This is a genomic window from Microvirga pakistanensis, assembly GCF_004458765.1.
GTDB classification, from domain to species: Bacteria; Pseudomonadota; Alphaproteobacteria; order Rhizobiales; family Beijerinckiaceae; genus Microvirga; species Microvirga pakistanensis.
The window spans coordinates 1-24,321 of the sequence record NZ_SPJX01000673.1 but is presented as its reverse complement, the minus strand read 5'-3'; the positions used below and the strand labels follow the sequence as shown (position 1 = coordinate 24,321).

General features: G+C 60.8%; 21 protein-coding genes and 2 pseudogenes. 5 read left to right on the top strand and 18 right to left on the bottom strand.

The genetic code is table 11. The features are described from left to right. Position 1 precedes the first annotated feature (1 nt). The 9 genes from E4K09_RS26440 to E4K09_RS26400 form a co-directional block, all read right to left on the bottom strand. Complete coding sequence (locus E4K09_RS26440; RefSeq protein WP_134500619.1) at positions 2-1,363, bottom strand: NAD(P)/FAD-dependent oxidoreductase; 1,362 nt, start codon at positions 1,361-1,363, stop codon at positions 2-4. Between the two features lie 123 nt (positions 1,364-1,486). After that, the gene (locus tag E4K09_RS26435; protein WP_134500618.1) at positions 1,487-1,741 is read right to left on the bottom strand and encodes a DUF2934 domain-containing protein; all 255 of its coding nucleotides are present in this window, start codon (positions 1,739-1,741) and stop codon (positions 1,487-1,489) included. Between the two features lie 376 nt (positions 1,742-2,117). After that, a complete protein-coding gene (locus tag E4K09_RS26430) occupies positions 2,118-2,894 on the bottom strand; it encodes a Crp/Fnr family transcriptional regulator (protein WP_244610706.1) in 777 nt (258 codons plus the stop codon). Positions 2,895-3,419: 525 nt separating this feature from the next. Next, complete coding sequence (locus tag E4K09_RS26425; RefSeq protein WP_134500616.1) at positions 3,420-4,217, bottom strand: HpcH/HpaI aldolase family protein; 798 nt, start codon at positions 4,215-4,217, stop codon at positions 3,420-3,422. Between the two features lie 87 nt (positions 4,218-4,304). After that, a complete protein-coding gene (locus tag E4K09_RS26420; RefSeq protein WP_134500615.1) occupies positions 4,305-5,024 on the bottom strand; it encodes a ribonuclease activity regulator RraA in 720 nt (239 codons plus the stop codon). Between the two features lie 18 nt (positions 5,025-5,042). Then, on the bottom strand, positions 5,043-6,782 hold the full coding sequence (gene araD, locus E4K09_RS26415) for an L-arabinonate dehydratase (RefSeq protein ID WP_134500614.1): 1,740 nt from the start codon (positions 6,780-6,782) through the stop codon (positions 5,043-5,045). 55 nt (positions 6,783-6,837) lie between these two features. Next, a complete protein-coding gene (locus tag E4K09_RS26410; RefSeq protein WP_134500613.1) occupies positions 6,838-8,343 on the bottom strand; it encodes a tripartite tricarboxylate transporter permease in 1,506 nt (501 codons plus the stop codon). Between the two features lie 12 nt (positions 8,344-8,355). Continuing rightward, positions 8,356-8,808 (bottom strand): tripartite tricarboxylate transporter TctB family protein, encoded by a 453-nt coding sequence (locus E4K09_RS26405; protein ID WP_166802532.1) that lies wholly within the window; start codon positions 8,806-8,808, stop codon positions 8,356-8,358. A 161-nt stretch (positions 8,809-8,969) separates the two neighbouring features. Beyond that, on the bottom strand, positions 8,970-9,941 hold the full coding sequence (locus E4K09_RS26400; protein WP_134500611.1) for a Bug family tripartite tricarboxylate transporter substrate binding protein: 972 nt from the start codon (positions 9,939-9,941) through the stop codon (positions 8,970-8,972). A gap of 187 nt (positions 9,942-10,128) precedes the next feature. Between E4K09_RS26400 and E4K09_RS26395 the strand changes: the two genes are divergently transcribed. Continuing rightward, on the top strand, positions 10,129-10,827 hold the full coding sequence (locus tag E4K09_RS26395; protein WP_134500610.1) for a GntR family transcriptional regulator: 699 nt from the start codon (positions 10,129-10,131) through the stop codon (positions 10,825-10,827). Positions 10,828-11,375: 548 nt separating this feature from the next. Then, positions 11,376-12,032, top strand: a complete 657-nt coding sequence (locus E4K09_RS26390; protein ID WP_134500609.1) for a TerC family protein — start codon at positions 11,376-11,378, stop codon at positions 12,030-12,032. Positions 12,033-12,188: 156 nt separating this feature from the next. Here E4K09_RS26390 and E4K09_RS26385 read toward each other — a convergent pair whose 3' ends face one another. From E4K09_RS26385 to E4K09_RS26365, 5 genes are all read right to left on the bottom strand, one after another. Next, entirely contained in the window at positions 12,189-12,890 is a 702-nt protein-coding gene (locus E4K09_RS26385) for an IS6 family transposase (protein WP_134500608.1), read from the bottom strand. A 76-nt stretch (positions 12,891-12,966) separates the two neighbouring features. Further along, positions 12,967-13,854, bottom strand: coding sequence for an ABC transporter permease (locus tag E4K09_RS26380; RefSeq protein WP_134500607.1), 888 nt, complete (start codon positions 13,852-13,854; stop codon positions 12,967-12,969). 22 nt (positions 13,855-13,876) lie between these two features. Further along, complete coding sequence (locus E4K09_RS26375) at positions 13,877-14,827, bottom strand: ABC transporter permease (protein ID WP_134500606.1); 951 nt, start codon at positions 14,825-14,827, stop codon at positions 13,877-13,879. Between the two features lie 72 nt (positions 14,828-14,899). Further along, complete coding sequence (locus E4K09_RS26370; protein WP_134500605.1) at positions 14,900-16,558, bottom strand: peptide ABC transporter substrate-binding protein; 1,659 nt, start codon at positions 16,556-16,558, stop codon at positions 14,900-14,902. A 52-nt stretch (positions 16,559-16,610) separates the two neighbouring features. Continuing rightward, positions 16,611-18,254 (bottom strand): ABC transporter ATP-binding protein, encoded by a 1,644-nt coding sequence (locus E4K09_RS26365; RefSeq protein ID WP_134500604.1) that lies wholly within the window; start codon positions 18,252-18,254, stop codon positions 16,611-16,613. 235 nt (positions 18,255-18,489) lie between these two features. Between E4K09_RS26365 and E4K09_RS26360 the strand changes: the two genes are divergently transcribed. Genes E4K09_RS26360 through E4K09_RS26350 form a run of 3 tightly spaced genes read left to right on the top strand, consistent with a single transcriptional unit; the run spans position 18,490 to position 21,483 of the window. Beyond that, entirely contained in the window at positions 18,490-19,170 is a 681-nt protein-coding gene (locus E4K09_RS26360) for a helix-turn-helix domain-containing protein (protein WP_204985794.1), read from the top strand. A gap of 27 nt (positions 19,171-19,197) precedes the next feature. Next, complete coding sequence (locus E4K09_RS26355; protein ID WP_134500603.1) at positions 19,198-20,505, top strand: NAD(P)/FAD-dependent oxidoreductase; 1,308 nt, start codon at positions 19,198-19,200, stop codon at positions 20,503-20,505. A 51-nt stretch (positions 20,506-20,556) separates the two neighbouring features. Further along, positions 20,557-21,483: a 2-hydroxyacid dehydrogenase gene (locus E4K09_RS26350; RefSeq protein WP_134500602.1), complete on the top strand. Its 927-nt coding sequence runs from the start codon at positions 20,557-20,559 to the stop codon at positions 21,481-21,483. 279 nt (positions 21,484-21,762) lie between these two features. Here E4K09_RS26350 and E4K09_RS26345 read toward each other — a convergent pair whose 3' ends face one another. From E4K09_RS26345 to E4K09_RS26330, 4 genes and pseudogenes are all read right to left on the bottom strand, one after another. Beyond that, a complete protein-coding gene (locus tag E4K09_RS26345; RefSeq protein ID WP_134500601.1) occupies positions 21,763-22,461 on the bottom strand; it encodes an IS6 family transposase in 699 nt (232 codons plus the stop codon). A 375-nt stretch (positions 22,462-22,836) separates the two neighbouring features. Next, positions 22,837-23,382: an alkylhydroperoxidase, AhpD family gene (gene ahpD / locus E4K09_RS26340; RefSeq protein WP_134500600.1), complete on the bottom strand. Its 546-nt coding sequence runs from the start codon at positions 23,380-23,382 to the stop codon at positions 22,837-22,839. 9 nt (positions 23,383-23,391) lie between these two features. Beyond that, a pseudogene (locus E4K09_RS26335) lies at positions 23,392-23,649 on the bottom strand (thioredoxin domain-containing protein); the annotation flags it as partial. Further along, positions 23,648-23,941 (bottom strand): annotated as a pseudogene (locus E4K09_RS26330) (ABC transporter permease); the annotation flags it as partial. The pseudogenes E4K09_RS26335 and E4K09_RS26330, both read right to left, overlap by 2 nt. Between the last annotated feature and the right edge of the window lie 380 nt (positions 23,942-24,321).

Here is a 24,321-nt window from a genome sequence, read left to right as displayed (position 1 = left end):
TCTACCGCCAATCCTGGCCCGCCATGTTGACTTGGCTTCGATCCGAGCTTCGGCTCATCTCGACTGAGGACGCGAGCGGCTTGGTCTTCTCCGCTTGCGCCGACTCCTGCGCGTCAGGGCCGTCAACGATAAGGCGTGCGCCCCGCTGGTACGTCAGATAGTTCCAGAACCAGTTGAGTGCGACCACGGCACGGTTGCGCAGACCGATCAGAAAGTAGACGTGTGCAAAGCCCCAGAACAGCCAGCCTAAAAAGCCCGTCAGGTGGAGGTGATCGAGCTTCACCACCGCAGCCTTGCGGCCGATCGTGGCGAGATCGCCTTGATGCCGGTACCGGAACGGTCCGGGGCTGTGTCGGTTCGCGGCCCTCGCCGCAATGACACCCGCTACGTATCGGCCCATCTGCTTCGCCGCCGGGGCAATGCCGGGCACCATCCGTCCGGTCTCATCGACGGCCGCTGCGGTGTCGCCGACCACAAAAATCTCGGGCCGCCCGGGAACCGTCAAGTCCGAGCCGACCTTGACCCGCCCTGCCCGGTCCCGCTCCGCCTCGATCCAATCGGCCGCCGGGGAGGCTACGACACCCGCAGCCCACACGATCGTGCCGGCCTCGATGCGTGATCCTTCCAGATCAACCCCTCGCTCATCGCAGTGCGTCACCCGAGTTGCGGTCATGACCTCGACGCTCATCCGCTCCAGTGCCTGCTGCGCATAGGTCGAGAGATCCTCGGGAAAGGTGGGTAGCAGGCGCGGACCGGCTTCGATCAGGATCACGCGGGCGGCGTGCGGGTCGATGCGCCGGAACTCGGCGGGCAAGGCATGATGCGCCACCTCGGCGATGGCCCCCGCCATCTCGACGCCCGTGGGACCGCCGCCAACCACCACAAAGGTGAGCAGCCGCCGCCGTTCCTCGACATCTTCGATCAACTCAGCCTGCTCGAAGGCCATCAGGATCCTGCGGCGGATGGCGGTCGCGTCCTCGATCTGCTTCAAGCCTGGAGCAACGGACGCCCATTCCGGGTGGCCGAAGTAAGAGTGGGTGGCACCTGTGGCAAGGACCAGGTAATCGTACGGGACGGTCACAGGCCCGGCATGAACCAGGCGCTGATCCGTATTGATGCCGGTCACGTTCGCCATCAGTACTGTTGTATTCGTCTGCCGCTTGAGGATGCCGCGGATCGGCCAGGCGATGTCCGCCGGCGACAAGGCCGCTGTCGCGACCTGATAGAGCAAGGGCTGGAAGTAGTGGAAGTTATGACGGTCGATCACAGTCACCTCAACCGGGAGCCGCGCCAGGGACTGGGCGACCGTCAGCCCGCCGAACCCTGCTCCAACGATCACGACCTTCGGCACAGTGTTGGTCATGGCGCTCCCGTTGTCTGTCGAGGTCCACCGGACGGGCGGATCCTCGCACTGCCAACCGAGGCACGGTCCTGATGTTCCCTCCTCGATGGCAACGGTAACGACCCCCTTCAACCACTCTCCAGGTTACTTGGCCATCCGCTCATCAGGAATCTCGCCGATGGCGGCTGAGCTGGCATTGGCGGCAGCCGCCGGTGGAGCATTCTCCATCGTCGCGTCGGAGCGCTCCTGCCCCTGATAGGCAAGCTCCCGCTCGGCCCTGAACCAATGATCTTCAGGATTTCCGGTTCGACCCTCGTTCTCCCGGATCTCGTAAGCCCGCTGCCGGATCCGCTCATCCTGGCTGGTAGCGATGGCTGCGGCGGACACTGTGTCGGACATGATCGCCTCTCCTGTCCAGAACATCCGTTAATGATCAGGCCGGGGAGATGTTCACGCCTTGCCGCAATAGATGTGGATGCCGCACGCGATGCACGCTTGCGAGCCCATGAACAACTGCGAGCCACCGGAACTCTCCGGCTGAGCCAATCTTCCGCAGCCTAGTGTCCGCCCTGGAAGTCTGGTTTGGGTCAACCTGAGCCATTGAGCTCTTGCCTATGAGGGTCTGCTCACACCGCCAATGCCGAATTTCGGCTAAGGTCCGCCAAGTGCCAGTAGCTGGCCCTCCCGCCGCCGACGGAGTCGGTTGGCCGCCGTCGCTGCCGCGCAGCATCAGGCCTGCGACGGTGAACCACCCCGTATAGTCTCAGCACCGAACTCAATCCCTAGCTTTTCCCAGCCTGCCGCGTCCAGCCGGGGCATGGGTACCGGACAGGAACTTGTCGAAGCGGGAGCGGATTTTGCGATAGCACTCGCAGGCCCCTTGTTCGAGCCCGGCGCGGTCGATCACGTCGATGCCGCCTCGTCGTTGCTCAATCAGGCCCGATATCTGGAGGCCGCGTAAGATGGGGCTGACCGTGGAACGCTGCACACCAAGCATTTCGGCGAGGAATTGGTGTGTCAGGGGCAGCGAGTCCTTCGAGGGCGAGGTGTCCTGGTTCAGGCGATCATGTGTGCTCAGAATCCAGCGGCAACACCGGGCCTCGACCGTATGCACCGCATTGCAGGCAACGGTGTGATACGCTTGCGCGAGCAGCGCCTCGTTGTAGGCCAACACCAGCCTCTGAACAGCGGGGCGCGTCCTGATCGCCTCATGGAGGCGGGCCAGGGGAATGCGGGAGGCGGTTCCAGGGATCTGCACAACGTAGCGCCCGAAGGCCTCCCGGCTCGCAAACGCGGTCAAGAGGCCGAACAATCCCTCACAGCCGAAGATGGCCACCTCTGCCAGACGGCCATCCTCCATGACATCAACAAGGGACACGATGGCATCATGCGGGAAGTAGGTGTAGCGGATGGGATCCCCGGGCTCGTACAGTACAGTCCCACGGGGCAGGATGACGGCCTCCAGATGGGGTTCAAGCAGGATGAAGTCGTCAGGCTCTAAGGCATTCAGGAACCGGTTGGCACGATGGTCTTTCGGTAGCTTCCTTACCAAGGCGGTCCGCAACGCTCCTACAGGCTGATGAGAGTACCTGACAACGTGACGCAGGCGGATCACGAAGACGTGATAAGGGTTCATCCGTTCGACGTAGCCGCAGGCCTCGAACGTCGCCTCAGGGTCTTGGTCGTGTCAAAACGCTTTGGCAGAAGTCGGATTGCGACGTTCCACGCTCCACAACGGAGCTCACCAGCGACATTGAGCGAGGCCAAACAGTCTCTCATAGATTGTTCACCCCTTGTGCCAAGGCGGGCCTGAAAAGCTCGGCCCAAGAAGCGGTCCGCGGACTGGCGCTGGTCTTGCCGGTGCACCAGCTCACCTGAAAAGTGACAGGCCTATTCCAATCGCTCAGACATAATCGGAGGCCCGAAAAGACTGCTGCGGATCAAAGAGTAGCGAACAGCAGATGAAATGAAGGTCTGCTCACCGCCTCATGAGCAGACCCTCAGTCTACTTCCGCCTCGTGCCAGGACCGGACCTTGTCAACCAGCTTGAGCTGGTATGCTTCCGAAGGCAAGGATTCTACGTGATTGTGCCAGCGTCGGCTGCGATCAGTTTTCGCGTGTCATCCACGCTGGCACCGGATGCGGCGGCAAGGAGGCGGACATCGTTGGGAAGCGTCACAAGGTCGAAGCCCCAGTCGACGGCCTTCGCGGCATAGGCCGAGCCGCCGCAATGGAGAGCCGCGCGGATGCCGGCTAGATGGGCTGCATCCAGGATCGTGCGGATCGCGTCTACCATCTCCGGCTCCTCCCGATCGAAGCCGAAGGGATATTTTCGTCCGGTCAGTCCAAGGGTCAGATCGGACGGGCCGATATAGACCCCGTCCAAGCCGGGTGTTGCAACGATCTCATTGAGATTATTGAAGCCTTCCGCGGTTTCGATCATGGCAAAGCAGAGAACATTGTTGTCGGCTTCGACGCCATAGTTCGGGCCAGCGGAGAACACCGCCCGGGTCGGGCCGAAGCTGCGGGTCCCTGCTGGGGGATAGCGCATGTATGACACAAGTTCGGCGGCCTGCGCGCCCGTGTTGATCATGGGGCAAATCACCCCGCATGCGCCTGCATCAAGCACCTTCATGATGGCCGCGGGATCAAGCCACGGAACGCGCACGAGAGGCGCCACCTCACTGGCACGCATCGCTTGGAGCATGCCGAGAGCGGCCTGATAGTCGATGAGACCATGCTGGAGATCGATCGTGATAGAGTCGTATCCCTGCTCTGCCAGGATCTCGGCGGTGAACGCATTCGGGATGGATAGCCAGCCATTCAGCACCGGTTTGTTATCCGCCCAGAGCGACTTGATCCTGTTCGCCTTCATTGTGCCTCCAAACGACCTTCACCCTGCGCTTTGAAGCGCAAGGCAGGTTGCAGGTTCGTGGTGTCGTGGCTCTTCGTCAACTACCCATCAGCGGCCGGTTCTCTCGCGCCAGGCTGCGAAGTCGATGTTGGTCTGCTCGTCAGTCGCCGGATAGAGGCCGAGGATCGAGCGTCCTTTCAGGACCTCCTCGGTCACGAAATCCTCGAATGCGGTCATTTCGGTGGCCTCGTCGGCGATCTCGTCGGCCAGGTGAGCCGGGATCACCACGACGCCTTCGGCATCGCCGACGATCACATCGCCCGGAAACACCGGCGCATCGCCGCAGCCGATGGGAACGTTGATGTCGATGGCCTGATGCAGGGTCAGGTTCGTCGGAGCAGAGGGACGGTTGTGATAGGCGGGAATGCCGAGATTTTCGATCTCTGGCGTATCGCGGAAGCCGCCGTCGGTGACCACGCCGGCCACGCCGCGGACCATTAGGCGGGAGATCAGGATCGAGCCCGCCGAGGCCGCACGCGGGTTCTTGCGGCTGTCCATGACGAGAACCGCTCCGGGAGGGCAGATCTCGACCGCCTTGCGCTGCGGATGCTCCCGGTCCCGGAAGACGCTCAACTGGTTCAGGTCCTCACGCGCCGGCATGTAGCGCAGGGTGAACGCCTCGCCCACCATCGGGCCGGCATCACGGTTGATGCGGTGCACGTCCTGGATCCACTGGTTGCGCAGGCCGCGCTTGTAGAGCGCCGTCATCAGCGTTGGGGTCGCGACTTTCTTGAGCTTCTCGCGGGTCTCGGGCTTCAGTCCGGTCATCGGTGCATCTCCTGGAACTTAGAAAATATCGGGCTCGGCCACGGGCGCGCCGTGGCTCGTCTCAAGGAAGTCAAAGTCGCAGCCTTCATGGGCCTGGCGGATGTGCTTGGTGAACATCCAGCCGTAGCCGCGCTCGAAGCGCGGCTTGGGCGGGGGCAGCAAGGCGCGCCTCATCTCGAGTTCCTCGTCGGAGACTTCGAGGGTGATGCGGCGTGCGGGAATGTCCACGGTGATGATGTCGTCCGTACGCACGAGGGCGAGCGGTCCGCCCACATGCGCCTCCGGTGAGACGTGAAGGATGCAGGCGCCGTAGCTGGTCCCGCTCATGCGGGCATCCGACAGGCGCAGCATGTCGCGCACGCCTTGCTTCACGAGCTTCTTCGGGATCGGAAGCATGCCCCATTCCGGCATTCCGGGACCACCCTGCGGGCCTGCATTGCGCAGGACCAGGATATGGTCCGCCGTCACATCGAGGTCATCGTCATCGATGGCGGCCTTCATGGAAGGATAGTCGTCGAACACGAGCGCAGGGCCCGAATGCTTGCGCAGGCGCGGCTCGCAGGCGCTCGGCTTCATGACGCAGCCGTCCGGCGCAAGATTGCCCTTGAGCACGGCCAGTGCGCCCTCTTCGTAGATGGCATTGTCCACAGTGCGGATGACATCGTCATTGTAGACCTCGGCGCGGGCGATGTTCTCGCCGAGCGTCCTTCCCGTCACCGTGAGGCAGTCAAGATGCAGATGCCCTCGAATGCGCGTCATGAGCGCCGGCAGCCCGCCCGCGAAGTAGAAATCCTCCATCAGGTAGGCCGCACCGCTCGGGCGCACATTCGCGATCACCGGAACCTTGCGGCTGGCAATCTCGAAATCGTCGAGGCCGATGTCATGTCCGGCCCGGCGAGCCATGGCGATGAGGTGGATCACGGCATTCGTAGAGCATCCCATCGCCATGGCAACCGTGATAGCGTTCTCGTACGCGGGACGGGTCTGAATCCTGTCAGGCGTGAGGTCTTCCCACACCATCTCGACAGCCCGTCGGCCCGCCTCCGCGCACATGCGGATGTGGTTGACGTCGGCGGCAGGAATCGAAGACGCCCCCGGTAGGGTCATGCCGACGGATTCCGCAATCGCCGTCATGGTGCTGGCGGTGCCCATGGTCATGCAGTGGCCATGGCTGCGGGCGATGCCGCCCTCGACCTCCACCCAGTCCTCCTTGGTGATGTTGCCGGCCCGGCGCTCATCCCAGTACTTCCAGGCATCGGAGCCGGAGCCGAGAGTCTTGCCCTTCCAGTTGCCGCGCAGCATCGGGCCGGCCGGGATGTAGATCGAGGGCAGATTGGCGCTGGTTGCGCCCAGCAGCAGGCCGGGCGTGGTCTTGTCGCAACCGCCCATCAGAACCACACCATCGACCGGGTGAGAGCGGATGAGCTCCTCGGTGTCCATGGCGAGCATGTTGCGGTAGAGCATGGTCGTCGGCTTGACGAAGTTCTCCGAGAGCGAGATCGCAGGCAGTTCGATGGGAAAGCCGCCGGCCTGGAACACGCCGCGCTTCACGTCCTCGACACGCTGCTTGAAATGGGCGTGGCACGGATTGATGTCCGACCAGGTGTTGATGATCGCAATGACCGGGCGTCCCACCCAATCTTCGGGGGCATAGCCCATCTGCATGATGCGGGAGCGGTGGCCGAAGCCGCGCAGGTCGTCGGGCGCGAACCAGCGCGCGCTACGAAGGTCTTCCGGCTTTTTTGTCTTGGATGTCATGGGAGCCACGTCGTGCCTGTGATGTCGATGTGTTCAAGGTCCATAGGGAGGAGGCTTAAGCCTCCTCCTGGAAGGCCTCTTCGCGTTTCTGGCGAACGGCCGGAGCGAGAACGGTCGCGAGGAGGATGAGAGCGAGAAGCAGCATCGTCGCGCTGATCGGACGGGAGAGAAACACCGTAGCGTCGCCCTTGGAGATCAGCATGGCCCGGCGCAGGTGCTCTTCCATCATGGGACCGAGGATGAAGCCGAGCAGCATCGGGGCCGGCTCGCAATCGAGCTTGCGGAAGATGTAGCCAAGGAACCCGAAGATCGCCATCAGGTAGACGTCGAAGGTCGCGTTGTTGAGGCTGAACACGCCGATGGCGCAGAAGACCAGGATAGCCGGATACAGGAAATGGTACGGCACCGAGATCATGCGCACCCACAGGCCGATGAGCGGCAGGTTGAGGACGAGCAGGAACAGGTTGCCGATCCACATGGACACGATGAGGCCCCAGAACAGCACCGGCTGCTCGGTCATCACAGAAGGCCCCGGCTGGATGCCCTGCATGATCATCGCGCCGATCATAAGGGCCATGACGGGGTTGGACGGGATGCCCAGCGTCAGCATCGGGATGAAAGATGTCTGCGCACCGGCGTTGTTGGCTGATTCCGGCCCCGCGACACCCTCGATGGCTCCCTTGCCGAAACGCTCGGGATGTTTGGAAACTTTCTTCTCCAACGTATAGGCTGCGAAGGAGGCAAGCATGGCACCGCCGCCGGGAAGAATGCCGAGCATGGAGCCGAGGACGGTTCCACGCAGGACCGGTGCTGCCATCTGCTTCATGTCATCCTTCGTCGGCATGAGACCCGTGACGGTCTTCGCCATGACCGTGCGCGTCGACTCGTTCGCCAGGTTGCCGATGATCTCTCCCAGGCCGAACACCCCCATGGCGACAACGACGAAGTTGATGCCGTCTGCGATCTCCGGGAAGCCGAACGTATAGCGGGTCGTGCCGGAGTTCACGTCGGTTCCGATCAGCCCCAGGATGAGCCCGAGGATGATCATGCCAAACGCGTGCAGGAGCGATCCATGCGCCAGCACGACCGAGGCAACCAGACCAAGCACCATCAAGGAAAAGTACTCGGCGGGGCCGAACTGCAAGGCAAGGTCAGCCAGGGGAGGAGCAAAGACCGCAAGCAGCACCGTTGCGACCGTGCCGGCGAAGAAGGAACCGATGGCGGCTGTCGCCAGCGCCCTCCCCGCCTTGCCTTGACGGGCCATCTGGTAGCCGTCGAGCGCGGTCACGACGCTCGACGACTCACCCGGCAGGTTCACCAGGATCGCGGTGGTGGAGCCGCCATACTGCGCGCCGTAGTAGATACCAGCCAGCATGATCAGCGCCGAAACCGGCGGCAGACCGAAGGTGACGGGCAGCAGCATGGCAATGGTGGCAGTGGGCCCGAGGCCCGGCAGCACGCCGATGGCGGTGCCGAGGAGCACGCCGACCATGCAATAGGCCAGGTTCCAGAAGGTCAGGGCCGTTTCCAGGCCGAGCCAGAGATTCGAGAGCGTTTCCATTGCTTGAGCCCTCTACTCACCAAACCACGAGCCGACGAGCGGCATCGGAACGCCCAGCGCCTTGACGAAGACGAGAGTGCAGAAAGCCACGAGAAGAATCAGCCCGGCGGCCGCATTGGGGTCGAAGCGGAAGTGCTGGCTCGCAGCGGCGCTGACCAGGATGAGCACAAGCAGAGCGACGACAAGTCCCGCGCTGGGGAGCAGCAATCCGAAGAGAGCCGTCGAGCCGACGACGAATGCCAAAGGCTTCCAGGCGATGGCGCCAACGGCCTCACCCTCTTGAGCAAAGGCGCGCGCTGCCGAGAGCAAGCCGATCAGCATGAGGATGACGCTCAGGATGGTTGGGAAATAGCCAGCCCCCATGCGCCCGGCCGTGCCCATCGGATACTCGCGGCCGATCCAGAAGGCGGCTGCGCCGAAGACGATGTAGAGCACGCCAGCCCAAAAATCTTTCTTATGGAGCACGTGTGGCATCACGAGCGTCCTCCCAGTGAAATGACGATGAACGTTGTGGCGTCGCTGGCGGGCGCAATGGCCGCGCAGACATCAGGCAAATGGCGACGTTCTCGGCAATTCTGAAAAGTCAGGATGCGGGGCAGCCGTAGGGGCTGCCCCACCGGGTTGGCTTATTGGTCAGCCGTGATCTTGCCCGTCTCAACGACGGTCTTCCAGCGGCTGATTTCCTGGTTCAGGAACTCCGAGAACTGGCCGCTGGTGTTGGCGACGACCTCAAAGCCGATGTCGTTGAACCTGCCCTTCACGTCGGGCGTGTTCAAAGCGGCCGTCAGCGACTGCTCTAGCTTGCCCTTCACGTCGGCCGGAAGTCCCTTAGGCGCAGCAACAGCCTGCCAGGAATAGACCTCGACGCCCTCGACACCGGCTTCCTTCATGGTCGGCGCATCGGGGAAAGCGGGATTGCGCTTGTCAGCCGTGACGGCGAGAAGCCTCAGCTTGCCGGCCTTGATGTGGTTCGACACCGCGCCGAGATTCTGGAACGACACGTCGGCATGGCCACCGATCAGATCAGTAATCGCGGGAGCGCCGCCCTTGTAGGGCACGTGGACGCCGGTGGTGCCGGTCTTCTGCCAGAACAAGGCTGCGGTGAGATGGTCTGAGGAACCCGCGCCGGACGAAGCGAACGTGACCTTCTCCGGGTTCTTCTTCAGATACTCGACGAGTTCCTTGACGCTGTTGGCCGGGAAGTTGGGGTTGGCCACGAGAACGTTCGGCGTACGCACTGCCACCGTCAGCAGGTCGAAGTCCTTGGTCGGGTCGTAAGGCAGGCTCTTGTAGAGGACCGGGTTGATCGCATAAACGCCGATTGAGCCGACGATCAAGGTGTAGCCGTCGGGTTTCGCCTTAGCGACCTGCCCGGCTCCGAGGGAGCCATTCGCGCCAGGCTTGTTCTCCACCACGATGGGCTGCCCGAGGCTTTCCTGCATCTTCTGGGTGGTCACCCGGGCCGTCGTGTCGGACGCTCCGCCGGCCGGGAACGGCACGACCACCGTTATAGGCTTTTCCGGATACCCGGCGGCGAGCGCAGGTGCAGAGATCGCGATACCCAGGGCAGCAGCGGACAACAGTTTCAGCGCCTTCATGCGCTTCCTCCTTTGATATGGGTCGATTGGTAAACACCCGTCTTTCGCGGGTTTGCGGCTGGGTGTTCCAGCGGGAACATTGGACACTAAAACGCTAATGCATTAGTCTGTCAATGTGGATTCTGATGCAACTTCCTGATGTAATGCTGCTTCGGCAAGTGGGATGATGCCCTAGAAGGACAGAGAGATGGATACCTTGATGGTAAGCTCATTGCGGCCCCGGGATAGGTCGCGCCATGCGGCCCCTCAGGTCTTCGAGCATTTGCGAGAAGCCATCCTCGCCCTCACCCTCGCTCCGGGAACGGTGCTGAACCGCCTTACCCTCCAGAAGGAGTTCGGACTGAGCTCAACGCCGATCCGGGATGCTCTCCTGAGACTCCAGGAGGAAGGCTTGGTGGAGATTTTCCCGCAGCATGCGACTGTGGTCAGCCCGATAGACCTGACGCTTGCCCACCAAGCGCATTTCCTACGTCGCTCCTTGGAACTCGAAATCGTCAGAAGTCTAGCGCTTGCGCCCGATCAAAGGCTGATCGCAAGGCTCCAGGGCTTCCTGGCCCAGCAGCAGGCTTTGATGGAAGCCGAAGATTTCGAAGCCTTTACAATGGCCGATCAGGCTTTCCATCAGCATCTCTACGAAGCCGCCAAGATGCACGACCTATGGACGCTTGTCCGCAGCCGCAGTGGACATATTGATCGCCTCCGCCGCCTCCATCTGCCGACGCCAGGCAAGGCTCAGGATATTGTAAAGCATCATAGGCTAATCGTGCAGGCCATTGCCGAGGGCAAACCTGAGGAAGCACAGAACCATCTTCGGGTGCACCTTTCAGGCACACTTTCTCATGTGGATGAGATTAAGGATAAGTATCCTGGATACGTTCGAACCTAGACTGCTGCTGTGCCTCATAGGAGCAGACCATTCCAAGATCCGCAACTTCGTGGCTGCCTTGAACGGCAAAGCGCTCGGTTGGGCAGCCGCCCTATGCCGGCTAGGGTTATCCTCTGCCCATCGTCTGCCCTTCAGGAGCGTCCGCTTCGACGGGGAAAGCTGTCCTCAGGTTTAGGTCTCGGATGTGCCAGAAGCTGCCCTTCGCTGGAGAGGCCGTCTGGAAGGGTCGAATTGCCTCTGGCCCCCGCTCCGGGCAGGCTGGAGGGAGGTCCGTGGGGAGCGCCAAGGCGCAAGGTCGCTCAATTGCCTCTTGAGTTGACGTCTTCCCGCCCTTACAGGTTTAGGACCAGGCCGGGCCCCTCTGGCAGTTCGGAAGAACTGCGATGTCGGACTGGATGTCCAATCGGGTGCCCGGCTCATGGCGTTCTGCCGACCATAACTTGCTTCTCAACGTCGTCCGTCTCCAGCGAGGCTGATGCGACGTGGATCTTTGTGCGGTCACTCCAGACGGCATGGCGGCTGCCCCTGTTCATGCAAACGGGAGCCACATGAGCGAATTTTTCACCACAGAAGCCCTCTCCGCCCTCCTCCAGGTTATTATGATTGACCTGGTGCTTGCGGGCGACAACGCCATTGTCATCGGTCTGGCCGCCGCCGGACTACCCAAGGAGCAGCGCGCCAGAGCGATCCTGATTGGCATCATCGCCGCCACGGTCCTACGCATCGGGTTTGCCGCCGCAACAACTCAACTCCTGCAGATCGTAGGCCTGCTTTTGGCTGGCGGCATCCTGCTGCTCTGGGTCTGCTGGAAGATGTGGCGTGAGCTGCGCACCAGCCATGCGGAAGAGATCCAGGGTGAGGAAGCCCTCGAAGGACGCGACCTCGATCAGGACGGCAAGATCGCCGGTGCAGCCCCGCGCAAAACCTTCGCCCAAGCCGCCTGGCAGATCGTCATTGCGGACGTGTCTATGTCCCTCGACAACGTGCTGGCGGTGGCAGGCGCCGCCCGCGAGCACCCCAACGTGCTGATCTTCGGGCTTGTGCTGTCCATTGCTCTCATGGGTGTCGCCGCGAGCTTCATCGCCCGTCTTCTCCAGAAACACCGCTGGATTGCCTATGTGGGCCTCGCCATCATCCTCTATGTGTCCGTCGAGATGATCTACCGCGGCGCTCTTGAGGTCTGGCCGCTTATCAATGGTGCATAGCCTGACGTACTAACTTCAGAGATGGCTCGCCTCGCTCCGGAAGCGAGCCATCACATCAACCTGTTGCGCACCCAATCTCTAGAATCCATGCGATGTCCGCTGCAGGTGATGTCACGGTAACCTGAGGCGACCGCGAGAAGCCCTGCTTTGTTGAATTCAGGCGAGCACGCCCGCCGCGGACTTCCATGCCGCCATGGCTCGTAGACGGTAGACGTGGGTAGCGAGGGCAGACTGGTGCGAGCGGGGCGGAACGAACAGATTTCTGGCAGCCGAAAAGACTGATGTGAACCGCTGCAGGCCTTCCACAGACCGAAAGCCCTGCATCATTCTCTCCCGCTTTCGCAGCGAGAGATGCGAATTTTCAGCCCTGTTGTTCAAGCCCTTGTGAGACCGGTGCTCAACCCTCGGCATGACCTTGCGCCTGGCAGCCCCGTAGGAGGGCAGCTTATCGGTGATGATGCGCTTGGGCACCATGCCTTGCTTCTTCATCAGCCGGATCAGCAGGCGCTTGGCCGCCTTGGTGTTGCGGTGGCTCTGGACGATCTCGTCGAGCACGTATCCGTCCTGGTCCACAGCCCGCCACAGCCAATGTTTCTTGCCCGCGATTGTGATCAGTACCTCGTCCAGGTGCCAAATGTCAGTCGGGCGTGGTGGCTTGCAGCGAAGGCGCCGGGCATAAGCCGGTCCGAACTTCTTACCCCAGCGCCGGATCGTCTCGTAGGAGACGACGATACCGCGCTCGAGCAGCATCTCCTCGACGAGCCGGAGGATCAGAGGAAATCGGAAGTACAACCAAACTGCATGGGCGATGATCTGGGGTGGGAATCGATGGCGCTTGTAGCTGATGGACTTGGTCATGCCACAGCTCTTAGGGCAGAAGCCTCTGACCAAAGATTACCGTGACAGCACCCTTTTTCAAACATTCTTATAGCGGTCAGTGGTGGTCGTTGCGCACGTCCAGCGCGTCGCGCAGCCCGTCACCGATGAAGTTGAAGCTGGTCACGGCCATGGTAATCGCGACGCCTGGCACGATGGCCAACCAAGGCGCGCTTTCCAGGTATTGCTGCGCGCCGTTCAACATATTGCCCCAGCTGGGCAGTGGCGGCTGGATGCCGTAGCCGAGGAAGCTGATATAGGATTCGGTCAGGATGGCACGGGCGACGGTTAGGGTCGCGGCCACGATGATCGGCCCCACGGCGTTCGGCAGGATCTCGCGGAACATAATATGCGTCCCGCTGAGGCCCAGCATCCGGCCAGCCAGCACGAATTCACGCTCGCGCAGCGACCGGACCTCGGCCTCGACAATGCGCGAGACCTCCATCCAGCTAGTAAGGGCGATGATGACGGTGATCATCACCGGGCTAGGCTGCAGCAGTGCCGCCATCGCCAGAACCAGAAAGATCGACGGGAAGGCAAGAAACGCATCAACGAAGCGCATCAGCGCGTTGCCCAGCCAGCCACCGCGATAGCCTGCGACGACCCCGATGACCGCGCCAATAAAGGTTGACAGGATCATTGCGAACAGCCCAACCAGCAGCGAGATGCGCCCAGCTTCCAGCAGGCGCGCGGCAAGGTCGCGACCCAAGGGATCGGTGCCCAGATAGTGGTTGCCCGTAAAGGGCGGCGAAAAGCGCGCGCGAATGTCGATCTGCAGCGGATTGTAGGGCAGCAGATAGGGTCCAAAGGCGCAAGCCAGAGCCAGGACGGTGATCAAAAGTATCCCGATCAGCGCAAGGCGATGCCGCATGAAGCGTTGTGTGGCGCGGCTTCGCCACCAGCGGGAACGCCCCGAAGCGATGGCGGTTGCTGAGATTGCGTTCATGTCGTTCCTCTGCTTCGGAGAGTTAGCTCAGCCGGATGCGCGGGTCGACCATCGAGACGACGATATCCGCGATCAGGTTGCCAAGCAGCGTCAGGATAGCCGACAGCATCAGCAGCCCCATCACCACCGGGTAGTCACTGTAGCCAAGGCTGTCGAGGAACAACCGCCCCATGCCAGGCCAGGTAAAGACTGTTTCTGTCACCAATGCCCCGCCGAGAAGCTGCGGCAGCTGCATCCCGGCCAACGTAATCATCGGCAGTAGCGCATTGCCCACGACGTGCTTCATCAGTACGCGCTTTTCCGGCACGCCCTTGGCGCGAGCGGTTCTGACGAACTCCTGGTTGATGACGTCCAGCGTCGCGGTGCGCATGTAACGGCTCCAAACCGCGACATGTACCAGCGACAGTACAAGGCTAGGCAGGATCAGGTGCTGCAGATAGCCCAGCACTGTCTCGTTTCCGATAGTGTACATATTGCCCGCAGGCAGCCAGCCAAGCTGCAACGAGAAGATATAGATGCCGACCAGACCAAACCAAAAAGTCGGGATCGAGAGGGCCACCATCGCGCCGACCGTCGCAGTATAGTCGAAGATCGAATAGCGATGCGTTGCGCCTCGGATGCCGATCCAGGTGCCGAGAGCCATTGAGATCGCCATAGATGACCCCATCAGGATCAGGGTTGCAAAGATATGGCGGCCGATGACAGCAGTTACAGGCTGACCGTCTCGATAGGACGTTCCCCAGTCGCCCCCAGCCATCCGCCAAGCCCAGTCCAGATACTGGATCGGGAGTGGACGGTTCAGACCCATCTGCTCTTTCAGTCGCTCCAGATCGGCTGCCGTCATCCCCGGATCAAGCGCGTATTGCGACAGTGGCCCACCGGGGATCATGTTAAGAATGGTGAAGCCGATAATCGAGACAATGATCAGCAAGATCACGCTTTGCCACAGGCGATTGAGCAGAAAGACGAACATTCAGCTCTCCCAAAGAGACGACGGACGCAAGGTCCCGCCGCCTGGGTCGGCAGGCGACGGGAGGGGGCAGGGTCAGCTGGCCCAGTACCACTGGGCGGCATTCCAGGATTCGGTGCGGGTGTTGCCGTTCGGCTTGAACCCATTGATGCCCTTCTTACGACCGTGAATGTAGTTTTCGGCGAACAGGGGGAGGAACGGCAGTTCGTTTCGAACGATCTGCTGAACCTCATCATAGATGACCTTGCGCTGTTTAGGATCAAACAGTGCAGTTCCCTGCTCTAGAAGCTCATCCACCCGGGCGTTTTTCAACTGCACATTGTTCGAACCGGCACCGCCTTGTGCGGTGATCGACTTTGAATGGAAGCGGTTGGTTACATCCGGATCCGAACCGATCAGGTAGGTAATGCCCACGACAGCGGTATCGAAGCGCGACTGCATCCAGAAATCGCCCCACATAACGGCGGCGGGCATGTTCTCGATCGTCATTTCGACGCCGACCTGCTGCAACATTTGCTGAACGAACTGCTGCATCTGTTCGCGCAGGTGGTTCCCCGAAGTAGTCGAGTTCTTGAAAGAGAGACGAACGCCGTTCTTTTCGCGAATACCGCCGCGGCCGCGCTTCCAGCCGGCTTTGTCCAGCAGTTCATTCGCCTTGTCCGGCGAATACTCGTGCCGCGGCAATCCGTCATAATAGTAATACGAGCTGCGGGGAACGTAGCTTTCCACCGAATCGGGGACGCCATAATAAATGGCGTCGATGATCGCGGCCTTGTCGATCGCGGCATACAGCGCCTGACGCACGGCCAGGTCCTTGAACTGCGGGCGCTCAAGGTTCAGCGCGATCGATTCGATCGAGGGTGCGGGCTGCAACTGGATGATGCGGTCTGGCAGGGTCTTCGCATCTTTATAGTTGTCTGGCGTGATATACATGCGGCCCAGCAGGTCGATGTCACCGCTGCGGAACTGCGTATAATGGACGGTTGTGTCAGGGATATACTTGAACACCAGCTGTTTCAGGAACGGGCCCTCGCCGTGATAGTCGGCGTGGGCCACCAGCTCGACCCGGTCGCCTGCGACGCGGCGGTCCCATTTGAAGGCGCCGGTGCCGATTGGGCTTTGGTTGAAGGGCGCCGAGTTCGGATCGGCCACGCCATCGAACGCATGTTTCGGGATGATAAAGGTCTCGGTCAGGAAGGACAGATAGGGCGAGAACGGCTTCTCCATCTTCCAGGTGATCTCGGTCGGGGAAACGATTTTGATGTCACGCACGAGCGAGTGGCCCGCCGTGCGCCATGCGCGGAATTTGGGGTTGACGATCAGCTCGAGTGTGAATTTCACATCCTCGGCAGTGAACGGTTTGCCGTCATGCCACTTCACGTTGTCGCGCAGCTTAACACGCCATTCCTTGCCATCTTCCGAGATGCCGCCATTTGCCTGCGAGGGAACTTCGGTCGCAAGGTTGGGGACCAGTTCGCCTTCGGGCGTGAACCGGAACAGCGCGTCGAACAGCGAGAAGTGGACGCCATCATCAACCTCGATCTTGACCATCAGCGGGTTGAAGACGGTGGGTTCCTGTACCAAACCCACGATGATGCGACCCGAGGGCGCGCCTTTGGTCTGCGCAAACGCCGGTTTGCCGAGCAGGTTAGGTGCCATCAGTGCGGCTCCTGCGCTCCCCAGCAGGCCTAGGGCTCCGCGGCGGGTTAGCGCCTTCATCGTCTTGTCAGTCATTGCTGTTCCCCTGTTGTTGTTAGAGAAGTTACGAAAGAAAGAGCTGGTGGGTTCAAACGCCTGGCTTTTCCCCCGGAATTGCTGCTACCAGCTCACGTGTGTAAGCGGATTGCGGGTTCAAGAAGATGCGCGAGGGCGGCCCGCGTTCGACAATCTTGCCCTTTTGCATCACGGCGATCTCGTCGCAGATCTGGGACGCCACGCGCAGATCGTGCGTAATGAAGACCATCGAAACCCCGGTATCGCGCTGGATCTGTTCCAGCAGTTTCAAGATCTGCGCCTGGATCGACACGTCCAGTGCCGAGACGGATTCGTCTGCTACCAGCAGCTTCGGTTTGAACATCAGCGCCCGCGCGATGCCGACGCGCTGACGCTGTCCGCCGGAGAATTCGTGCGGATACCGGCCGAAGGCACCCGCATCCAGACCAACTTGCTTCAGCAGCGCTTGAGCATCGGCCTTAGCCTTCTCATAGGGCACGCCGTGCGCGCAGGGGCCGACTGTCAGGATGTGGCCGATGGTCGAACGTGGGTTCAGCGATGCGAACGGGTCTTGAAAAATCATCTGAAGCTTGGGCCGCAGGGCACGGAACTTCTCCTCCGGCATCGAGGCGATATCCTGCCCTTCGAAGATGATCTTGCCGCTGTCGCTGTTCATCAGCTTGAGCAGCAGCCGCCCCAGCGACGACTTGCCCGAACCGCTTTCGCCCACGACGCCGAGGGTGCGACCGGGCAGAAGATCGAAGGACACGTCGTTGACGGCCTGAACCACGCGTTCCCGACCGAACAGGCGGCTGCCGCTGCGGTAAGTCTTGACCAGATTTTGCACCCGTAGGATCGGCTCGGCTCCCGAGGCCGAAAGTGGCGTGCGGTCTTGCCCGATCATATGTGGCACAGACGCGATCAGGCGCTTGGTATAGGGGTGCGACGGGTTCTTCAGCACCTGTTCGGCGCCGCCTTGTTCGACGATGCTGCCCTTTTCCATGACCACGACGCTGTCGGCGATTTCGGCCACGACGCCGAAATCATGGGTGATGAACATCACACTCATATTCTTGCGACGCTGAATGTCGCGGATCAGCTTCAGAATCTGCGCCTGTGTCGTCACGTCTAGCGCGGTCGTCGGCTCGTCCGCAATCAGGACCGACGGTTCAAGCGCCAGCGCCATCGCAATCATCACGCGCTGCCGCTGGCCGCCTGACAGGCGGAAGGGATACTGGTTGAACATGACCGAAGGCTCGGGCAGGCCAACCTCCGTTAACAACTCAATAGCGCGCGCTCGGCGTTCCGACGGGGTACCCACCCCATGAGAGGTCATTACTTCGACGATTTGTGCGCCCACCGTCATCAGCGGGTTTAGAGCCGATAGCGGATCCTGGAAGATCATCGAAACGATGCGTCCGCGCATATCGCGAAGTTCAGACCGTTCTATGGACATGATGTCGGTTGCGCCGACACGGATCGCACCGCTCGTCACGCGAATGCTGGCCGGCAGCAGGCCCATGATGGCATTCGCCGTAACCGACTTGCCCGAGCCTGACTCCCCAATGATGCAGAGAATCTGGCCGGGGATAAGGTCGAACGAAATGTCTCGAACAGCATGCCCGCGCTCCATTCCCTTGGGCAGGCTGACGGTCAGACTGTTAATCGAGAGGGCAGCTTCATGCGCGGCCGCTGGCGATGCAGGTGCCGAAATCATGATGCCTCCTGTGTTGCAGATTGTTCACTGAAGAAAACATATATTGAATTTTTTAACAACAGCTTTGGATGGCCTGACTGCTAAGAACCGGATAAGAATCGGAACATCAGCGCAGAACTGACGATAACTAGCTGATAAGTAAGAGCAATCAGCAGTTAAAGTGACATTTTTGAATTGTTATAGCAGTTAACGAATCTGCTTTGAAGTTTTAAAAAACTGGTATAAAATCATAATAATGAAGGTTCGTGAGCTGTTTACGTCCCAAGCCTCAAATGAGAAGACCGAAATTATGGAGGGCGGACAATTGGCTACCTTGGTTCCCAAAGATGCAGTGCGCGAGCCCGCCGAACAATCGGTCGGTGCTAGACTACGACACCTGCGCAATCAGAAAGGGATGTCGCTGAAGATGCTAGCCGAAGCGTCAGGCGTATCTGTCGGAATGATCAGCCAAGTCGAGCGCGGCCTTGCCAATCCCTCGGTTCGGCTGCTGACGGCCTTGCGGCGCGCCCTGAATGTGTCAATGCAGGAACTGTTTGGCGAGACCAAAGACGAGCTGACGGGCAGCGCCGAACCCGAATTCGTCCGCCGTCGAAAGAACCGGCCTGTGATCGAACTTGGTGCGCTGCGCAAGGAGCTTCTGACGCCGACGGATCAGCGTAATATGCAGATCATGATCATTCATATCGAGCCGGGCGGCGAGTCCGGCGGACGCGCACTAAGCTATCCTGCCGAGAAAGGCGGGCTTGTCATGTCGGGCAACGTCATCCTGAACGTCGACGATCAAGCAGTCGCGCTTGAGCCGGGGGACAGCTTTGTCTTTGACAGCGTCCGCCCGCACAGCCTGCGCAACGTCAGCGCTGAACCCGCCGAGGTGTTGTGGATCATCAGCGCGGTCCAGTTCGACCGCCATCTTTAAGATGATAACGATTCGAAAGCGAAGAAAATGCAGCAGTCAAAAATCCCGTGCAAGAACACTCCGTACTGGTGGGAAGCGGCCCCGGTCAGGCCCTTGCCTTTGCAGCCTCTGACAAAGCAGGCCGACGTCGTCGTCGTGGGCGCCGGCTACGCCGGGCTGACGGCAGCAATCATGCTGGCCCGCGCCGGTCGGTCGGTGACTGTGCTGGATAAGATGAACCCTGGCGAGGGTGCGTCGTCTCGCAATGGCGGGATCACCAGCGGCAATATCCGCCCCAGCTTTGCCGACCTGACGCGCCGCTTTGGTGAGGATCGGGCGCTAGCGATTGAACTCGAAGGCAAGATCGCCCGCGACTTTCTGTATGACTTCATCCGGTCCGAGCGGCTGGACTGCGATTTTCAGCTGGTCGGAAAGTTTGGCGGTGCCATCGGGGCCGAGCAGTACGAAAGCTATGCCCGCAGCGCCGAGGCGCTGCAGCGCAAGCTGGGGATCGAAGCATATGCCGTGCCACAGTCCGAACAGCGCAACTATATCGGCAGCGACTATTATCGTGGCGGCTATGTCCGCAAGGATATCGGCGGCGTTCATCCGGCGAAGCTCCATTTCGAGATTCTGCGCGTGGCGCTGGCGGCGGGCGCAAGCGTTCATTCGGGTGTGGCGGTCCAGTCCATCGACGCCGAAACCAATGGGCACAAGATCACGACCTCAGCTGGGGTTATTCAGGCGCGTCAAGTCCTGGTCTGCACTAACGGCTATACCGACGGTGCCAACCCGTGGCTGCGCCGTCGCCTGATTCCGGTCCGCAGCCGCATCATCGTGACCGAGAGTCTGTCGTCTGAAGTCATGGGCCGGCTGATGCCAAGCCGGATGATGTATAGCGAAGGGTTGATCCTGGGGCACTACTTCCGGCCCTCGCCCGATGGCACGCGCATTTTGCTGGGCGGGCGCGACGCGTCCTCGAACGACGATCCAACGGGGCCCACGCGGCTGATCCGCAAGGGTCTGCTGCGAATCTTCCCTGAGCTTGAGAACGTGGCGCTCAGCCACAGCTGGTTCGGCAACGTCGCCATGAATCGCGACATGGTCCCCCGTCTGTTCGAGCACAAGGGCCTAACCTATGCGACCGGATTCTGTGGATCGGGCGTGGTCTGGGCGCCATGGCTGGGCAGCCGCGCCGCGCTGAAACTGCTGGGCGATGACAAAGGCAAGACAGCATTCGACTTCCGCCCGCCCGCCTTTGTGCCCTTCTATAACGGCAAGCCCTACTTCATGCCTGCCATAATCCAGGGCTATCGCCTGCGCGACCGCATGGCACTGGCGCGCGCAACCCGCTGAACCGGCACAGTCCAGGCTCACGCCGGGACGTTTTCACGGACAGGATGCTTCATGGCCTTTCTTATTCTTTCCTATCCCAAACGCGTCGAGGCATTCCGCAAGATCTTTGCGTGTAATCTGCCCGATCTGCCGTTCGTCAGCGACGCCGATGAGGTGGACCCGGCACAGGTGCGTTATCTGATGACGTGGGACTTTCCTAGCGATCTGGCGACGCGCTACCCCAATGTTGAACTAATCTTCTCGACCGGCGCCGGCATCGATCAGGTCATCAACGCCGAACTGCCGCCCAAGGCGCGGCTGGTGCGCATGGTCGAAAGTGGCGTCACCGCGATGGTGCGCGATTACGTCGTGATGGCGGTGCTGGCCCTGCATCGCGATCTGCCCGCGTTTCTGGAGCAGCAGCGAAAGAAAATCTGGAAAGCCCGCGACTTCGTCTGGGCCGACCAGCGTCGGGTAGGGATTCTGGGTCTGGGCCAGCTGGGCAGCACCGTGGCCGAGGCGCTGCGCTCCTTCGGCTTCCAGATCTCGGGCTGGAGCCGCACACCTAAGGACATTGCGGGCATCAATTGCCACCACGGCGCGGACGGGCTGAATGCCATGCTGACCGAGACCGATATTCTGGTCTGCTTGCTACCCCTGACCGATGCCACGCGCGGCATCCTGAACGCCGATCTGTTCGGCAGACTGCCGAGAGGTGCAGCCCTGGTGCAAGCCGGGCGCGGTGGGCACATGGATCAACAGGCGCTGCTGGATGCGCTGAACCGGGGCCAGCTTTCGGGCGCCTTCGTCGATGTGACCAATCCCGAGCCTCTGCCCGCTGAAAGTCCGCTGTGGTCACATCCGCGCGTAATCCTGACCCCGCATGTTGCAGGACATTCGCGGGCCGAAACCGCGGCCGAGGCGACGGTCGAAAACATCCGCCGTCACCGTGCGGGCCAGCCAGTTACCGGGCTGGTCGATCCGGCCAGGGGCTATTAGTTTCGGCGCAATCCGGTTTTGTTGCGGGGCTGCAATCGGCATATGATGCTGATTGCAGCCCGTACTGCGGTACCTGTGCCGTCGCTGGGCATCGCATGATCCCTCACCCAAGGAGACGGACATGCAAGCCACACCTGCGGTCAATCTGATCGAACTTGAAACCCAACATATCCCCGAGGCACACCGCCTTTCCGCTCAGGCAAGTTGGCCGCACTGTCCTACTGAGGTTCCGTTGCAGTAACTTGGAAACGACACAACGAACCCAGTCGAATGGGCCGCTCAGGCAGCAAGACCGAAGGGCTGATTGACCAGACAGATTTCGCCTGCCGTGCCTGACTTCCTCAGGATGCAATGGCCCCGGCGGATCATGTGCGTCACTTCGAAGCCTTTCAGGGTCGCGGAGGCCGTTCTCATCCTCTGAAAGCCGCGGGTCGGCCGGATCACGCGCTTGAGCGCACCGTGATCGGCTTCGATAATGTTGTTGAGATATTTCGATGTCCGGTGCTCGACGTTGTGTGCCAAGTGACCCTCTCGTTGCAAGCGCCGGAACAACCTCGGATAAGATGCCAGTTTGTCGGTCGTGATGGATGAGTGAGGACAGTCGCTCATTGTCTTGGGGGCTTTGCGCAAGAAGTGATAAGCGGCTCGGGTGTTGCGGCGGTCTGACAGCATGAAGTCGATCAACTGACCGTGCTTGTCGACGGCCCGGAAAAGGTATTTCCATCGCTCGCCCACCCGCACATAAGTTTCATCCACACGCCAAGAGCCTGAGCGAGGTCCTTGATACTGACGGATCCTCTTCTCAATCTCTGGCGCATAGCGTTGAACCCAGCGGAAGATGGTGGACGGGTTGACCTCCACACCACGCTCCTGCGTCATCTCAGCGAGATCACGGCAGCTGATCCCGTACTTGCAGTACCAGCGCACGCACAGCAGGATGATCTCGACGGGAAAGCGACGGCGCTTGAACAGAGACAACAGGACAGCTCCTCACATAGCTGCCCCTCCCTATACCGCCAAGATTAATGCAACGATGCCCAGAAGACCTCCATCGCGCCAATCTACCAGACAGCTGTCTTTGCCGTCCTAGAAAAAAGCCGGGCCAAAGGCCCGGCATGAAGTGAGGTCCGACAAAACGTCAAAACCTTCCAGAGGGAACGGCCGACACGGCAACGCCGGGAGGAAGAAAAAGCGGTGCCGCGTTGAAATCAGCCAATGCCTATATCGGCTGCATTCGACTTATTTGCAATGCAGCATGCCTCATGAAAGGGCTGCATTTAGCGCATACTCTGCCTTGCTGAATGCCGCTGCCAGACTGCGCTAACCGACCTTTACGGGATGGAGCAAATCGATCTACTCAGCAGCAATCAGGGAGGGTGTTCCCACCGCCTCGAGGGCAACCGCTGCCGACTGGATCACGGCCGCGAAGCGGACGGCCGTCTGGATCTCGGCGGCGCTCACGCCAGCCTCGCGCAGAACCTTCTCATGGCTGTCGATGCACAGACCGCAGCCGTTGATGGCCGAGACTGCCAGTGACCACAACTCGAAATCGATCTTGTCGACGCCGGGGTTGGCGATGACATTCATGCGCAACCGCGCTGGCATCGATCCGTATTCCTTGTTCGAGGCTAAGTGCATGAAGCGGTAATAGACATTGTTCATCGCCATGATCGACGCGGCCGCGCGGGCGGCATCGAGAGCCTCGGGCGAAAGATGGGCCTTCGCCTCGGTTTCCAGGGCGCCCGCAACGACTGAATTGCGGGTCGCGAGCCCGCAGGCGACGAAGAGTCCGTACTTGCGCTGATCCGACAGTGTCTCGTCGGATGCGAGCGAAGACAGGTTGAGGCGCACGTCCTTCGCGAAGGCCGGCAGTTTCTCCTTGAGGCTCTCGATCAACATGGGCTTTCCTCAGGCTGCCTTCAGGGTCTCGCCGCCAACCTCGCGGTTGCACGGGCAGAGCTCGTCGGTCTGCAGGGCGTCGAGGACGCGCAGGGTGTTCTTGGGATTGCGGCCGACATTGAGGTTGGTCGCATACACGTGCTGGATGGTGTTATCCGGATCGACCACGAAGGTATAGCGATAGGCAACGCCATCCGGCGAGCGGACGCCAAGGCCGTCGACCAGCGAACCGTTCGTGTCGGCGAACTGCCAAATGGGAAGCCGATGAGTTGACCAGCCGGCCGCCAATAAGATCACTGATCGGCATCTTGTTGACATAGGAGACGCCGAGATCGCCGGCGAACAGGTCGCCGAGCTAGTAGATGAAGCGGACGAAGGCTGGCTGATCGAGGTGCATGGCGGAACGCAGCCCAGCCACCGCCTCGGGCGTGGCGGCCTGCCCCAAGAGGATCTCCGCTACATCGCCCGGCAGCATCTCGGTCGCAAAGAAAATCGCGAACGCAACGAAGAGCAGCGTTACGAATGCCACTGCTAAGCGTTTTGCGGCAAGACTAAGGATGAGGGAGCATCATGGATGCGCATCCGTCGGGAGTTACAGGGAAAGCTCGCGCAAGATCAACCTGCTCTAGAACCATGGGAAACTCATAGCGAAGTGTACCGCTACTGTGCCCCACGCCGGCCGTTAAGGGTATGCCAACAGCGGTGCGAACAGTGGCTCATACAAAGTATGTCATGGAAGGACCGTTGATGATTATCTACCATGAGCTCGAAGTACATCGGCCGGGATCACGTTTATTTTCCTTTAGTAGGATACCAGCGACGGTGACCTGACCGTGGTTTTGGACCAGGCGCATTGAGAGCCTACTGCATGCTTGCGGATGTGGGTAGCTGCTGTGTGAGCGCCTCCATTGTCATGGGTGCGGGTGGCCGGTAGCCCAA